Genomic DNA, 13,648 nt, shown 5'->3' with positions numbered 1-13,648 from the left:
TGTTCCTCTTTCCTGGCAATAACGTATGTTCTCATGGTTACGATCCAGTTCTTCCACCAGCACCACTTCAGGATAGTAACCATAAGTCTGGCGGTATCGTTCTACGCTTTCTTTCATGGTTGCTCTTTCATTGAAGTTCTCCCAGCTCAGCTTTTCAATTTGAGCAAGTCCGTTGACTACACTGATTGCTATCTTGGCTCCGAACTCCGTGGGGCTTTTCTTCTTCCCTCGCTTGATAGGGCGTATATGTGGTTGACTGATGCTGACTATTCGATGATCGATTCTGCGAATCTTTGTCTGGTACATCGTGCTTTGCTGATTGTAAAGTGTTCGGATCGTTTCCAGTTCTTTTCGTTGTTTCTGGTTCAATGTGTCTTGTGATTGTTGTCTCAAAATCTCTTCGATGATTTTCAGGTCTCTTTTGACATATCTCAGTTGTTTCCCTATGGCTTTTCGCATCTGTAAAGCTCGTAACTTCGGCTTTTTCGCCACAACCAGGTATTGCATGCGGGCTTTGTTTCTGTATGTTCGTGGCTTCTTTGGCTTGTCTTCTCGTTGATCTGCCTTGTAGAGGGTGTCGATGATTCTTTCAAGTTTTTCTCTCCCCTCATTCAACAGCCTCAGATCGGTGGGATATTGTATGTCACTGGGAGCACAGGTAGCATCCAGTAACAACGTCCCTTTGTTGGGACTGGATTCATCGTTGTGTTGCTGCGTGTTTTCCTGGTCGTTCTGTTTTGTAATGTCGCCATCGTTATCTCTGGATGAAGGCGGTTCTTCTTTTGTTGGTCTTTCAGCTCTTTGGATGTATTGTATGATCATGTCGTTGATGTCTTTTGCATTCTCAAAGCCAAAGCGCCTTCTGAAATGCACCATCATGGATGCGTCAAACAATGGAACCACCTGGTATTCTTTCATTCCCAGAAAATACTGCAAATACGGGTTCTCCGCAACCTGTGCTGCTGTCTCTTCATCGGTGTAGTTCTTCATCGCCTGTATTACCAGTGCACCAAATGCGATCCTTGCACTCTTTGCAGGTGCTCCCATTCCAGAGTCTGCAAACAATTTAGCATATCTGTCTTCAATCTCTTTCCACGGTATGATCTCACTCAGTCGAACCCATTGATTCTCTTTTGACAGTACTCTTGTCAGTGATCCTCCGAATCCAACCATTTCCATCTGGTTCTCTTTATGTCTCCTCAGAAACATCTTCGTCATCACCTCGGTGCAAGCTTTTTGAGTCTATACCTTGTTTTCCCTTGCACCATTATACCACACTATTCGCCTGTACTTCACTATTCATGCGCGTTGTGTGCTTTTTCAGGAAACCCTAGTTATGCAGATTCTGAATGAAAAAGAGGTAGTCTTAAGACAGAGATTAGGCCATCATCCGTGAAGAATTTTTCTGCTTTCTTTCGGGAATCCCTGACATAATCGGAGAGATTACCTTTATCCAGAAAGCATATTGCAGTCCAGTCCAGTCGATAGCTTGCTGCTAAGAATCTTGATAAAGTGAGCATCATCACTTATACTGTCCAGTATAAGTGAGCGACCGAGTATCCTGCAGTCAAGCTCGGATCTCTCACAGCTGCTTGCCTGGGATCCAATTTAGGGGGAATGAATTCACCTGTTTGGGGGCTATCTTTCCAACAACACCTGCTAATTCCTTGGCTGTTTCTTATAATTGTCCCAATAAGATTTGGCTTCATATACATAAACGATCTCAGTCATCTTATTGATCTGCCTAATGATGAAGATAATCACCTCTCTTTCAACAGACAGAAAGGGCTGATCCTTATCCACAAACCTATACTGGTTCAGAAAGTACTTTTTCTGAAAACTCTATCGGTCTTCTAAGAAGTATTGAAGCTAGTTGAAATGTTACTTCGACCTTTTTTCAATATTAAGTGAGATCATAGCAGCCGGGGGAGTCTTATCGGAAGTAAAACACCAACATAGTCTGACAATAGTTGTAATCACATTATTGAAAGTTGCTAATTCTACAAGCCCTAACAAGTAAGCGTTCAAAATCGATTGAGCATCAACTTTCGACTTCTCAGACTTCCAGATGAAGTCGATCATTGAGTGATAGATGTTTCTCACAATCACTCCTCGAACAAGTCAAGTCTGATTATTTCCTGTTTTCCACCAGTTCACAGGCCAAAGCGATACTCTTCTTGAAAGTTAGCCTCTCTACTCCTCCTCCTTTTCTCCAGAGACTATTATCATAAGTACTATTAGCGCCGCCATGACAAAGACGATTACTCCCGGCAACAGGTAGCCAATAATCGTAAAGGCAAGAGAAGAGGGGATGTAGTCTCTCAGAGGAGTCAGCCACCAGGTGAAGCCTCCTGCAAGGCTCTCTCTGATATATAGAAACAGAGTGGCGGCAAGCAGCAGCTCTTCAAAGATCGGCAGAGCAATTCTCTTAGCAAGAGAACAATACTGAAGGAAGAAACCGGTAATAAACAGAGCAAATGGAAAGAGAAAGTCCATAATGTCTATATCAATGCTCTTTCCCTCCAGCAAAGAATTGACAACCTGCCCACCTCCAAATAAGAGTGCAATGACTACCGCAACTATCATCAAAAGGTTTCCCTGAAAGATGTAAATGCCCCGCATACGATCACCTCAAAAAAAACCGGCCCATGTTGGGCCGGCCTCTATTTAACAACGATCAGAACTTATAGCTGTAGAAGATTCCTGCAAACCAGCTGTCTGCTGCATCAAAGACATCGACACCAGCATTGAACACTAGTCCAGGAAGCTCGAACAACGGGAATGCAAGGTCAAGAGCAAGCTTCTTTGTCTCATCCAGGAAGTAGTATCCACCGATAACGGATAGACTTGGCTTGAACCCACCCATAACCAGATCAAGTCCGGCCTCGACCAAAACAGATATATCTTTCATGTCGGCCAGGACATCTCCAACGATCTTGTAACCGAAACCAGTCTTATTACCATCATTCTTCGTAGTGAACTTTCCTGAACCTACGTACACATCAAGTGTCACAGGGTCAACCGCCCAGTCGAGAGACTTGACCAAGAAACCAAGAGTCATGGCTTGAGTTGCGGCTCCGACATCATAATCGTAACCAAACTTCACGCCTGCCCAACCGATTCCAGACTTGGAAATAACCGGCTGTATCCAAGTTGCGATAGAGTTTGCAGCAATGTCATAATTAACATCGGCAGTAATTTCCAATATGCCAATCCCGTATCCAATGCCAAGACCAACATACTGACCCTTTGCGTCTGAATATCTTGCGTAAGGATTGAGTGAAAGCAGACCAATGCTGAACTCATAACTTGCATCTACTACATAATTAAATGTAGCTGCACCTAGAAGATCCGTCGCCTTCACGCCACCTGATATCACCAGACCTGCCAATGGAGTTACCTTTGCTTCGGCAATTACATCTTCGCTCCACTTAAGAGCCGTAAGACCAGTCTGCGCGGCAAAAGAGAATATATCCCATGAACCCCTAACTGCTATCTTGTCAGTGGCGCCTTCCTGAGTTGCGAAGCTAAGACCGAGTTCCTTAAGTGCAAGGACGAAAGTCTTATCTGCTGCGTCATTGTCGTACCACGCGAACCAGTTCAACCTGTTATCGCCGGTAGCAAGCGACTTAGCCTTATACCAACTTGCCGCTGCTTTGTCATTCTCGACAGTGAAGTAATTCAGACTTGCAGTACCATTTGTCCCGCTAGCCATTTCGAAAGAGAAATTAACTGTGAGCTCCGCGGGAAGCCCGGTCAGAGCCGCACCGAAAGTAACTGACAATTTGCCAACAGAAAGGTCGGTATCAAGTCCGTCCTTATCAAGTTTAACATGACCCATCAGTGTCCCTGTCAGTTTAGGGCTCAAAGTTATGGTAGCAGAGAAAGCAACCGAGATGGCCAGAAGTACCACTAAGATTCCAACAAGCTTCTTCATGCACACTTACCCCCTTTATAAGAGTGTTTTTGGTTTTTGGTGATGCGCATAACGTAAATATACCATATTTCATGTAACAAAAGCAAACACACGTGTTGCTAAGTTGCACAGAGAGATCATTTCAGGATTAACCCTACCGCTCCAAATGCAAGTGCCACAAAAGAAAGAATAATAGCTGCATTTGTATTGATCACATTCTGCTTCTGTATCTCTTCCAGAGCCGATATCTTGCTTTCCAAGGCCACGTCGTTCTCTTCGAGAGCAGAAATCCTCGTTTCTGCAGCCGCAAGAGCAGTCTTGTCTGCCTTGTTCCTGTCGAGCTTGAACATTTGAATGGCCATTGTGTTGGTAATGCTCTTCAGACTGTCGACTTCTTCCTCGAGTACTCCAACTTTTCCCTCAAGAGAAGTTGTTATACCTTCGATAGAAGCGATCATATCGGCGTGTTCGTCAAGAACTGCGATGTTGGCATCAATCTGATCGAAGGCGACTTCTAACATCTCGTAGTTGTCGGAAACGTCCCTTCTCAGCGTGGATAGCTCATTACCGAGAATTCCGATCTCTGCCTTCAGTCTCTCTTCTGTGAGTCCAAGTTTCTTGTAAAGGAAATTCATTTTTGCTGTCAGCTGATCAGGAGTCACATAGTTCAACTCTGCAATCCGCTTATTCGCAGCCATCACAGCATTGCTAAGCATCTTAGCTGTTACTTCGAGATCCGTTACTCTTGCCTTAATCGGATCGACATCGCTCGCCATTGCTTTCGTTGAGAGATCTGCTTTAATTTCAGCAAGCTTTCCGTCCAAGTCGTCAAGTCTTGCAATGTTCAAGTCAACCTGATCGAAAGCAACTTCTAGCATTTCTTCCGCATCAAAGATAGCCGACTCCAGTTTAACTATCTCTGAGTCGTAGTACTTGACTTCGGGCATCTTGGCAATGCTGTCCTGAATCATGAGGATCCGCGTGTACATTACCGAAAGCTTGTCATTTAACTCCTCATTGGTCACGAAAGGCTCAAGATCAGGCATTTCGCCCGTCAGTCTCGCTTCCAAATCGGCAAGGTCAGCCTTCGTAGCCATCCCTCTCCTTAGTGCAAATAGGTCAGAAGTCAAGCTATTGATAACATTTTCGGAAACATCGACCCTTGAGGCAAGCGCAGCGAAATCTGCTTCTTGAGCAGTTTCATTCTTCTTCATGTTGGCAATCGCCTGTCCGAGGAGCTTAACCGTTACTTCAAGGTCGGTGGCCCTATTCTTTAGAGCCTCAATGTCCGAGGGAACGCCTGTCAACGCTTTCAGATTCTCATTAATGAGTTCAATACCCTCATTTGCGCCTACTGCTTCCTCAGAGAGTCTGTCGATCTCATCATAAAGAAATGCAACTGTGTCGTCAAAAGTCTTTAGCGACACGAAATCCCCTGTTACTGTACTCTGCTTCAGAGATGCGACAGTTGCTTCAAGAGCCCTCAGTTCCGCCGTTAAGTCAACCAAATTCTTCTTGTTGTCAGAGATCTCCAGGGAGAGTCCCGCAACTTTCTTAGTGAGGGAAAATACCACTTCCTGAAGTTTAGCATCCCCGGCATCAGAATAATCCATGAACCTGGCAAGAGTCATGGCAAGCTGGTAACGCGTAGCAAATTCAGTACCTCTGAATGTGCCATCAGGGAAACCAATGAACAATCCACCGGATGTCGTCTTAATAACGCTATCGTAGGCCCAGTGATTCTCTGACAAATCGCTGTACTCTACACCCAGAGTTAGGGCTGCAAAAGCAACAACGACAAGTGCCAGTATAGAAAGCTTCTTCATGGATCCTACCCCCTTTCAAAATGTTGTCATTTTCTACAGCAAACTACGTATTAATTATACAGTAAAAATGCGTCTATATTCAAGAGTATTCAGCACTTAACAAGGCGATAGAAACGCTTCTTTCCGATTCTAAGAACATCACCATCGGAAATCTCAAGAACTGAATGGATATCGTCTAGTACTTGATCATTTATTCTCACTCCACCCTGATCTATCAATCTTCTTGCTTCGCTTCTTGATTGAATCTTAGCACGAGAAACGAGAAGATCGACAATTGAAATACTGTCTTCCAAAAGTTTTATTTCCGGCATCTCCTCAGGAAGCTCCTTATTTCGGAAAATGTTTATAAACTCCTCTTTTGAGCTTTCGGCAATCTCTCTATCAAAGAACTGAGAAGTGATCTCCACAGCCAATTCTAGTTTCAGATCTCTTGGATTCACTGTTTTATCTTGGAGTTTCTTATCTATCTCCTCAAGCTCCCGATCGCTTTTATCGGTTAACAGTCTGAAATACTTTGACATCAGCGAGTCTGGAATTGACATAACCTTGCCAAACATGTCCCTCGGAGAATCATCAAAAGCTATGTAATTGTCGTAGCTTTTCGACATCTTCAGCTTTCCATCTGTCCCTTCGATCAAAGGAACGGTGAGAATTGCCTGAGCCTCAAGTCCGTACTCTTCCTGTATCTTTCTGCCAACAACAAGGTTGAAAAATTGATCATCACCGCCGATCTCTACATCGGCTTTAACAACGACAGAATCGTAAGCTTGCGCAAGAGGATAGAGAAATTCCGAGACACCAATTGGTTCGTTATCAGCGTATCTCCTGGCGAAATCATGCCTTTCCATCATTCTGGCCACAGTATACTTTGCAGAAAGACGAATCACATCCTCAAAACTCATTGGGTCAAGCCATTCAGAGTTGAACCTAATCTCGGTGCGATCTCTGTCCAAAATCCTGAACGCCTGTTTGCTGTAGGATTCAGCGTTCAATTTCGCTTCTTCTCTTGAAAGCATAGGTCTGGTCTTTGATCTACCCGAAGGATCGCCGATCCTCGCAGTGAAGTCTCCGATGATCAACACCACTTGATGCCCGAAATCCTGAAAGAGACGAAGCTTCCTCAGGACCACCGCATGACCAAGATGTAAGTCCGGTCTAGATGGATCAACTCCCAGTTTAACCCTCAACGACCGCTTATTCTTAAGTTTTCCAAGAAGCTCTTCTTCAGAAATTAGTGAAACATGATTCTTCGAAAGCTCCTTAAACTGTTCTTCAGGGTTCAACAACTCTACCACCTAAGCGCCAAATGCTCTGGAAACTACAAATGCAATCAAAATACTGTTTGCCATAAATCCTATGGCAAGACCAAGTGTTATCTTTCCCATGGTATCCAGACCTTTCTTTCTTCCAAACATAGTGTGGGAAGCACCACCTCCGAAAGCTCCACCGAGCTCTGCAGACTTAGACATCTGCAGCATCACAGCAATTCCAAGTCCTACACTTATTGCAATGTGCAGGGAAATAAGTGCATAAGCAAGAACAACCATCAAGAAAACCTCCTGTATCTTCTATCGCTCTTCTGGTATTATACAATATGTGCGAGTTTGTAGCAAATGAGAGCAGAAAGCGGTTGGTGATTTTTTTTGAAGGACAAAACTGTCTTAATCTATCTTCCAATAAAGCCAGAAATGGCAAAGGCGAACAATCTTCCGGTGAAGCTTCCCGTCCTTGCAGAAGATCTGGAGAAAATCGCAGACAGGGACAGGATAGAACTAGACATAATAATCAGGGGACTTGAAGCCCAATGTAAGATCGAACGAGATGACTACTACGAATCCTATCTGCTCTACTACTACTTCGAGGCCTTCAAAAGAGCTTTGAACTCTGGGGCTATCGGGGAATCAAAGGAGTATTTAGATAAGGCAGGCAAGATAAAGAAGGATTACAGATATCACTTCTATCGAGGATTGATGTTTAGGGAAGAGGCAAGAACAGAACTTGCCGAAATCGAACTGAGAAGGTCTATTGAGATGAACGATGAATTCTACATCGGTTACTTTGAACTCGGAAGGCTGCTCCAGTCTCAAGAGGAATTTGATGATGCAATTGCCTCCTACTTGAAATCAATAGAAGTGTCTGGAGGGCAGTTTGCCCTTCCTTTTGTCGCAGTAATTGATTGCTTCATCTCTAAGGGAGAGTACAATGAGGCGTTGGAGATAGCCGGAAAGATAGGAAAGGGATTCCCCCTTTATTCGGATATCCTGCTGAGAAAGGGTGTTATCCTAAACGAAGTTCAAAAGTTTGCCTTGGCAGAAGAGACGTTCACTGAAAGCATCGGTAGTAATGAAGACTGGAGGAGCTTCTACAATCGCTCCTTTTCGAAGGCTAGACAGGGCAAGCTATATGAAGCCTACGAAGACCTAAAGACAGCCTATGCCATAAGCGGGAACCCTGATGTCCTATACGAACTCGCGATCAATGAGAAAAATATGGGAATGCTCGAGGACTCTCTTTCGCATTGCCGAAGTTACTATAACAACACCGCCGATCAAAAAGCTCTGATGTTTGAATCACGTGTGCTTGACATGATGGGCGAGTACGACGTTGCACTCGAGTTGCTCGATGATACTTACCTCGAGCTCAAGACGCTTCTGCTGCTTCATAAGTATTTGTCAGAGGGAGTTATTGAGAGAGAGCTTGTCTTCGAAAACACACTGAATGAGTCTTATTACAGGTACTTGAGAGGACGGTTTCTCAGCAAAGACTTTTCGACTTGTAACTTGATCGAATCGGGAAAGATTAACGTTGAATCTCTTACTGGGTTGCTCTCTGAACTTGACAATGCCGAAGTAACCAAAAGGATCTCTGCGTTCTCTGAAGGAACTATCCCAAAGGAAATCAGGGAGATTACTTTGGCTGAAATGGGTTTCTTCACAGAACTTATCTCTCTACTGGAAGCTTATCCTTCTCAGCAAGAATATCTTTCATACCTTATGGCCTTCCTTATATCTGGAAGTGGCAAGACTACCGGGATATTCAGGACGTTATTGTACGTTCAGAGATGGGTACTCTCGGGCTTGCCCTTCAGAACCGACTCCTTTATAGATGAGTACCTTGAAGAGCTAAAGGATTTGAGTTTCGATTTTGCGCTTAGGATCGCGAAGCTTTCTGAGTATGGCGGAACCGACGTTGATACACTTGAAGAAGAAGCGAACGAGAACCCCGAAGAAGTAACCCTGGCAATTCTCTGTGCGTTAGAGAAAGGCACGGTCAGTGAGATTAAGACTAACAATGATTCGCTAGGTAAGTACATAATGAGGCTTTCTCGATCAGGAGGAGAATAGTGAATAATATTGACGAGTTATTAGAGAGGCTTTTTGAAGCACTTGAAAGCGACACCAGTGATAGAACAGATGAAGAAAAAGTTAAGCAAGCGCTGAAGACTGAATTCAGTGAAAATGAGCGAGAGATGCTTATGGGCGTATTAGATTCTCTCTTTGGCGAAGTTACGAAAATGGCAGAAAACCCGAAGAATTACTTTTTCAGCAACGAGCAAGAGAAACTGGACAAGTATCTGGCGGAGAGAGACAAAAAAGTTGATTCTACAGACCAATAAGTGTATAATCAAACTGTAGGGTTACTTCAGCGCAGAGTATAGCCGGTGTTATGCACCGGTCTTTTTTTGCTCGATCAAAGCCAGAGCTTTGGCTACCGTCTTCCAGGGCAGATTCACACATTTGACTCTCATCGGGTGATCCTTCAGTCCCTGAAAGAATAACGCATCACCAATCAGCGATTCGTTAAAGCTCTCCCCTCGCAACATCTTTTCAAAACTCTCAACTATCTCCCGGGCCTCGTCATAAGTCTTGCCTTCGAGAATCTCAGCCATGACTGAAGCCGATGCCTGGCTGATCGCACAGCCCTCGCCCTCAAATCTCACTGCCTGAATCGTGGATTCGCCTTCTTCGAGATGAATGATGATCGAGTCACCGCAAGACGTATTCGATCCTTCTACACTGCATGTAGAGTCCGGCAGAACTCCTCTGTACATGCTGTTCTTATAGTGATGCATTACGAAGTCGGCATAAAGCTGCTCGAAGTTCACGAGAACCACCTCTCCGCTTTAGTTATTCCCTCAAAAAGCCTTTCGATATCTTCAAGGGTATTATACAGATATAGAGACGCCCTGCATGCCGAAGATACTCCAAGAGCACCCATCTGCAACTGTGCACAGTGATGGCCGCTTCTTACGGCAACGTTCTGGGTTCTACCAAGGAACTCGGCGAGATCATGAGAGTGTATTCTCCTGTGAGAAAACAGCAGTATGGCATGGCTCGATGATGGGCTATGAATAGTTAAGTCAGGTATTTCCGCCAATCTCTCTCTTGCGATATTCGTAAGATAGGAGACGTGATCATTTATCCACTTCATGCCAATCCCTTTGAGATACTTTGTTGCTCCGGCAAGGGAGACCGCGCCCGCTATGTTCTGAGTCCCCCCTTCGAGTTTAGAGACCCCCTCCGAGAAAGAGGAATCTTCAACATCAACACGGTTGACCATTCCTCCTCCAAGAACTAAAGGCGAAAGCTCCTCTATTAGGCTCGATCGACCAACAAGGCAACCGATACCGGTTTCGGCAAGCATCTTGTGTCCGGAAAAGACAAGAAAGTCCGTTTTCGATTCTCTGAAATCGAAACTCTCGTGAGGAATTAGTTGAGCTCCGTCGATGACAATAATCCCACCGAGAGAATGGACAATCTCCGTAATCTCCTCAAAGGGAGTCCTGTAACCTGTAGAATTCATCAAGCCACCGATGGAAAAAACGAAAGGTCCTTCGATATCCCGAAGCGACCTATGTAAATCTTCAACCGATAACTCTGCGCCAACGGCGGGCAGAGCCACAAAGTCTAACCCGTTTCTCCGGGCGTAATACTGCCATGGGAGGAAATTGCTGTGATGTTCGATTATTGGAACTACGAAGGTCCCGTACTCACCTGAGGAGGCAAGCGAAGCAGCCAGAAGACTGAGGCTCTCGGTGGCACCTTTTGTGAAGACTACTTCATCTTGGTCAGCCCCGACAAAATGTGCTATTTCTTGTCTGCTGTACTCATAAAGACTGGTAGCCCTTTCCGCAAGAGGATATACCGCCCTGTGAACGTTAGCGTTCTCGGCTTCGTAGAAACTTTTTACAAGATCTATTATGGACGAGGGTTTATGGGTTGTGGCTGCATTGTCCAGATACACTAGAGACGGATGATTACGGAAAATCGGAAAATCTCTTCTAAGGTCTTTCACCATGGGTTCAGACTTCTTTTGCGAATTCATTTCTTACCACCCCCGTGAAGGTAGGAAAGATCTTGTCGATCTCTTTGAGTACGGGCTCAAAAGTTCCCTGAACAATGAATCGGATCGCCCGTTCTCTGGAAAACCCTCTTGACATTAGATAGAAGACTCTTTGTTCATCTACAGATCCTACGGTCGCTGCATGAGAAGCTTCTACTTCACTTTCTCCTACAAGCAGCGATGGTATCGTATCTGCTCTAGCTTTTTGAGAGAGCATCAAGACGCTGCTGTGTTCACTTGCTTTTGATCCCTTTGCGCCTTTCCTCATGTCCAATGTTCCTCTGAAGACGCTTCTCCCGTTGTCAAGGAGAACACCTGATCCGGAAATCATGCCTTCCGAGTTACGCGAAATTGCTTTCACCACATAATGCATATCGAGAACAGTATCTCCGCGAGCAACGAATAGAGGTTCTACAGATGCTTGCGCACCTTCACCTTCGAGGAGAACCATATGGAAAACCGCCATTGAGGCATTTCCCGTACTCGCCTCAACTACTCTTAGCTTAGCGTTCTTCTCCAGAAAGTACAGGTTGTTCGAAAACCCATAACCTCTTTCAGTCATTCTATTTATGTAAAGGACCTCCACAGTGGAATCCTCCTTGATAAGAAACCTGTTGTTCTGGAGAAGCCAGTTACCTGAAGACGTGCTATCTATGACTAACTTTATGGACGAGCCCTTCCCAGAAACAAATAGGTTGTTCATAATTCTTGAGTCCCTACTAAACGGAATCACATATGGTTTGCTTACTCTCTTTCGAGGCGGGACGGAGATCATTGTACCTTCAGAGAAGCAAATGTCTCCAAGCAAGAGAAGTTTTCTGTCAGAACCTTCAAAATCCAGCCTGTCAAGAAGTTCTACTTCGTCGCTGCTAAGAGAGATCATGGGTTTTGCATTTGGATCTGTATACTTCGTGCGATGCCTGACAGAGATGTCAGGCAAGGTCATTCCAGTTAACTTAAACCGCTTCCATAAAGGAAATGACAGTTTCTTGTATTCGGAATACCTGTTGCTAATGAAAGCAGACATCGCAGGCGAAGCCAAATCTGCGGTGAGAAGCAAGTCTCTATCGGCAAAATCCCCAACTGAAACCTCTTCTCTTCTGGGTGGTCTAACCATTTTGTAATTATTGTGAACGAAATCAGTTGTTACTTCCATCGTAGTCACCTCAACCAATACTGCTTTCAATCTCCATATCTATCAATCTATTGAGTTCCACCGCATACTCCACAGGGAACTGGCGCGATACGGGTTCCATAAATCCCCTAACAATCATTGCCTTAGCCTCCGATTCGCTCAGACCACGGCTCATGAGATAATATATTTCATCCTCCCCTAATCTTCCTATTCTCGCCTCGTGGCCGATTTCTGCTGAGTCATTCATTACCTCAATGATCGGAACTGTGTCGGATCTCGAATCGTTGTCTATCATCAGCGCCGTACATCGAACTGAAGACCTGCTGTTTTTCGCTCTTGAAGATATTTCTAGTAGACCTCTATAGAAGGCCCAGCCTCCACCCGCACTTATGCTTCTAGCATCTACAAGTGAACTGGTTTCAGGAGCAAGATGGATCACTTTGGATCCAATGTCCATATGCTGACCGGGACCGGCGTAAGTTATCCCAAGATGCTCGGCTCTTGCACCTCTTCCCTTCAAAACGGATGTAGGATACAACATTGTTTTCAGACTTCCAAGAGAGCCCGATATCCATTCGATTGTTCCATCTTCCTCAACGATCGCTCTCTTGGTGTTGAGGTTGAATGTGTTCTTCGACCAGTTCTGAATAGTCGAGTACTTGACCCTGGCTTTGTTCAGAACGAATATCTCTACCATTCCTACATGGAGGTTCAGATCGTTGAATCTCGGTGCAGAACAGCCCTCAATGAACTGAAGATCAGATCCCTCATCAGCAATGATAAGCGTGTGTTCAAACTGTCCGCTGCCCCCCACATTCATTCTGAAGTATGCCTGAAGCGGGAGCGGTACCTTCACCCCTTTGGGAACATATACGAAAGAACCTCCACTCCAGACGGCCCCGTGGAGCGCAGCGTATTTGTGATCGCCAGGTGGAACCGCCTTCATAAAATATCTCCTGACCAATTCCGAATGCTCTTTAACAGCCGTCTCCATATCCAAAAAGACAATGCCGAGACCCTCAAGCTCTCTTCTGATATTCTGATACACTATCTCAGAATCATATTGAGCTCCTACCCCTGCAAACGATTCCCGCTCTGCCTCTGGAATACCTAATCTGTCGAATGTCTCTCTGATCTCCTCAGGCACATCATCCCATGATCTCTTCTTGTCTGCATCGGGACTTAGATAAGAGATTATCCTGCTTAGGTCTAGACTTTCTGTATCAACTCCAAACTCAGGATCTCTCGAAGAGTTGAAGATTCTCAGAGATTCAAGGCGTTTATGAAGCATCCACTCAGGCTCGCTTTTCCTTTTCGAGACATCGATTATTAGGTCTTCCCTGAATCCTCTTTCGCTAACAAACCTGTACCTGGAATCTGAACTAAAATCGAACCTTGTACTGTCGATTAATCCTTCTTTTCGCATCC

Annotated in this window: 13 protein-coding genes; 2 read left to right on the top strand and 11 right to left on the bottom strand. The window is 44.9% G+C overall.

Annotated elements, in window-relative coordinates; genetic code table 11:
• From V512_RS03815 to secG, 7 genes are all read right to left on the bottom strand, one after another.
• A partial coding sequence (locus V512_RS03815) for an IS5 family transposase (protein ID WP_099829133.1) occupies positions 1 to 1,209 on the bottom strand: 1,209 nt, incomplete at its 3' end.
• Positions 1,210 to 1,881: 672 nt separating this feature from the next.
• A complete protein-coding gene (locus V512_RS03805) occupies positions 1,882 to 2,103 on the bottom strand; it encodes a hypothetical protein (RefSeq protein ID WP_099829131.1) in 222 nt (73 codons plus the stop codon).
• A 90-nt stretch (positions 2,104 to 2,193) separates the two neighbouring features.
• Positions 2,194 to 2,622 carry a hypothetical protein gene (locus V512_RS03800; RefSeq protein ID WP_099829130.1) on the bottom strand — a complete coding sequence of 143 codons (429 nt, stop codon included), beginning with the start codon at positions 2,620 to 2,622 and terminating at the stop codon, positions 2,194 to 2,196.
• A 55-nt stretch (positions 2,623 to 2,677) separates the two neighbouring features.
• The gene (locus V512_RS03795) at positions 2,678 to 3,937 is read right to left on the bottom strand and encodes a hypothetical protein (protein ID WP_099829129.1); all 1,260 of its coding nucleotides are present in this window, start codon (positions 3,935 to 3,937) and stop codon (positions 2,678 to 2,680) included.
• Between the two features lie 116 nt (positions 3,938 to 4,053).
• Positions 4,054 to 5,742 (bottom strand): S-layer homology domain-containing protein, encoded by a 1,689-nt coding sequence (locus V512_RS03790; protein ID WP_099829128.1) that lies wholly within the window; start codon positions 5,740 to 5,742, stop codon positions 4,054 to 4,056.
• Between the two features lie 89 nt (positions 5,743 to 5,831).
• Positions 5,832 to 7,025 carry a tyrosine--tRNA ligase gene (tyrS, locus tag V512_RS03785; protein ID WP_099829127.1) on the bottom strand — a complete coding sequence of 398 codons (1,194 nt, stop codon included), beginning with the start codon at positions 7,023 to 7,025 and terminating at the stop codon, positions 5,832 to 5,834.
• A 12-nt stretch (positions 7,026 to 7,037) separates the two neighbouring features.
• The gene (gene secG, locus V512_RS03780) at positions 7,038 to 7,289 is read right to left on the bottom strand and encodes a preprotein translocase subunit SecG (protein WP_099829126.1); all 252 of its coding nucleotides are present in this window, start codon (positions 7,287 to 7,289) and stop codon (positions 7,038 to 7,040) included.
• A 96-nt stretch (positions 7,290 to 7,385) separates the two neighbouring features.
• Here secG and V512_RS03775 point away from each other — a divergent pair, with 96 nt between their 5' ends.
• Both V512_RS03775 and V512_RS03770 read left to right on the top strand, forming a co-directional pair.
• The gene (locus V512_RS03775; protein WP_099829125.1) at positions 7,386 to 9,086 is read left to right on the top strand and encodes a tetratricopeptide repeat protein; all 1,701 of its coding nucleotides are present in this window, start codon (positions 7,386 to 7,388) and stop codon (positions 9,084 to 9,086) included.
• Positions 9,086 to 9,358, top strand: coding sequence for a chromosome segregation protein SMC (locus tag V512_RS03770; RefSeq protein WP_099829124.1), 273 nt, complete (start codon positions 9,086 to 9,088; stop codon positions 9,356 to 9,358). Before V512_RS03775 ends, V512_RS03770 begins: the two co-directional genes overlap by 1 nt.
• A gap of 48 nt (positions 9,359 to 9,406) precedes the next feature.
• Here V512_RS03770 and sufU read toward each other — a convergent pair whose 3' ends face one another.
• From sufU to sufB, 4 genes are read right to left on the bottom strand one after another with little or no spacing between them, the layout of a single operon-like run.
• Positions 9,407 to 9,847 (bottom strand): Fe-S cluster assembly sulfur transfer protein SufU, encoded by a 441-nt coding sequence (gene sufU, locus V512_RS03765; RefSeq protein ID WP_099829123.1) that lies wholly within the window; start codon positions 9,845 to 9,847, stop codon positions 9,407 to 9,409.
• Positions 9,844 to 11,067: an aminotransferase class V-fold PLP-dependent enzyme gene (locus V512_RS03760; protein ID WP_099829122.1), complete on the bottom strand. Its 1,224-nt coding sequence runs from the start codon at positions 11,065 to 11,067 to the stop codon at positions 9,844 to 9,846. The genes sufU and V512_RS03760 overlap by 4 nt, the downstream gene beginning before the upstream one ends.
• On the bottom strand, positions 11,045 to 12,241 hold the full coding sequence (locus V512_RS03755) for a SufD family Fe-S cluster assembly protein (RefSeq protein ID WP_099829121.1): 1,197 nt from the start codon (positions 12,239 to 12,241) through the stop codon (positions 11,045 to 11,047). Before V512_RS03755 ends, V512_RS03760 begins: the two co-directional genes overlap by 23 nt.
• A 10-nt stretch (positions 12,242 to 12,251) precedes the next feature.
• A complete protein-coding gene (gene sufB, locus V512_RS03750; RefSeq protein WP_099829120.1) occupies positions 12,252 to 13,646 on the bottom strand; it encodes a Fe-S cluster assembly protein SufB in 1,395 nt (464 codons plus the stop codon).
• Positions 13,647 to 13,648: the final 2 nt, after the last annotated feature.

This window comes from Mesotoga sp. Brook.08.105.5.1 (genome assembly GCF_002752635.1).
In the GTDB taxonomy this organism is placed as follows: domain Bacteria; phylum Thermotogota; class Thermotogae; order Petrotogales; family Kosmotogaceae; genus Mesotoga.
The sequence above is the reverse complement of the archived record's forward strand: the minus strand, read 5'-3'. Positions and strand labels throughout refer to the sequence as shown.

Coding starts and splice junctions, on each gene's coding strand:
- V512_RS03760 (WP_099829122.1), bottom strand. CDS start 11,067: ATGAATTCGCAAAAGAAGTCTGAACCCATGGTGAAAGACCTTAGAAGA.
- V512_RS03790 (WP_099829128.1), bottom strand. CDS start 5,742: ATGAAGAAGCTTTCTATACTGGCACTTGTCGTTGTTGCTTTTGCAGCC.
- sufB (WP_099829120.1), bottom strand. CDS start 13,646: ATGCGAAAAGAAGGATTAATCGACAGTACAAGGTTCGATTTTAGTTCA.
- V512_RS03795 (WP_099829129.1), bottom strand. CDS start 3,937: ATGAAGAAGCTTGTTGGAATCTTAGTGGTACTTCTGGCCATCTCGGTT.
- V512_RS03755 (WP_099829121.1), bottom strand. CDS start 12,241: ATGGAAGTAACAACTGATTTCGTTCACAATAATTACAAAATGGTTAGA.
- secG (WP_099829126.1), bottom strand. CDS start 7,289: ATGGTTGTTCTTGCTTATGCACTTATTTCCCTGCACATTGCAATAAGT.
- V512_RS03800 (WP_099829130.1), bottom strand. CDS start 2,622: ATGCGGGGCATTTACATCTTTCAGGGAAACCTTTTGATGATAGTTGCG.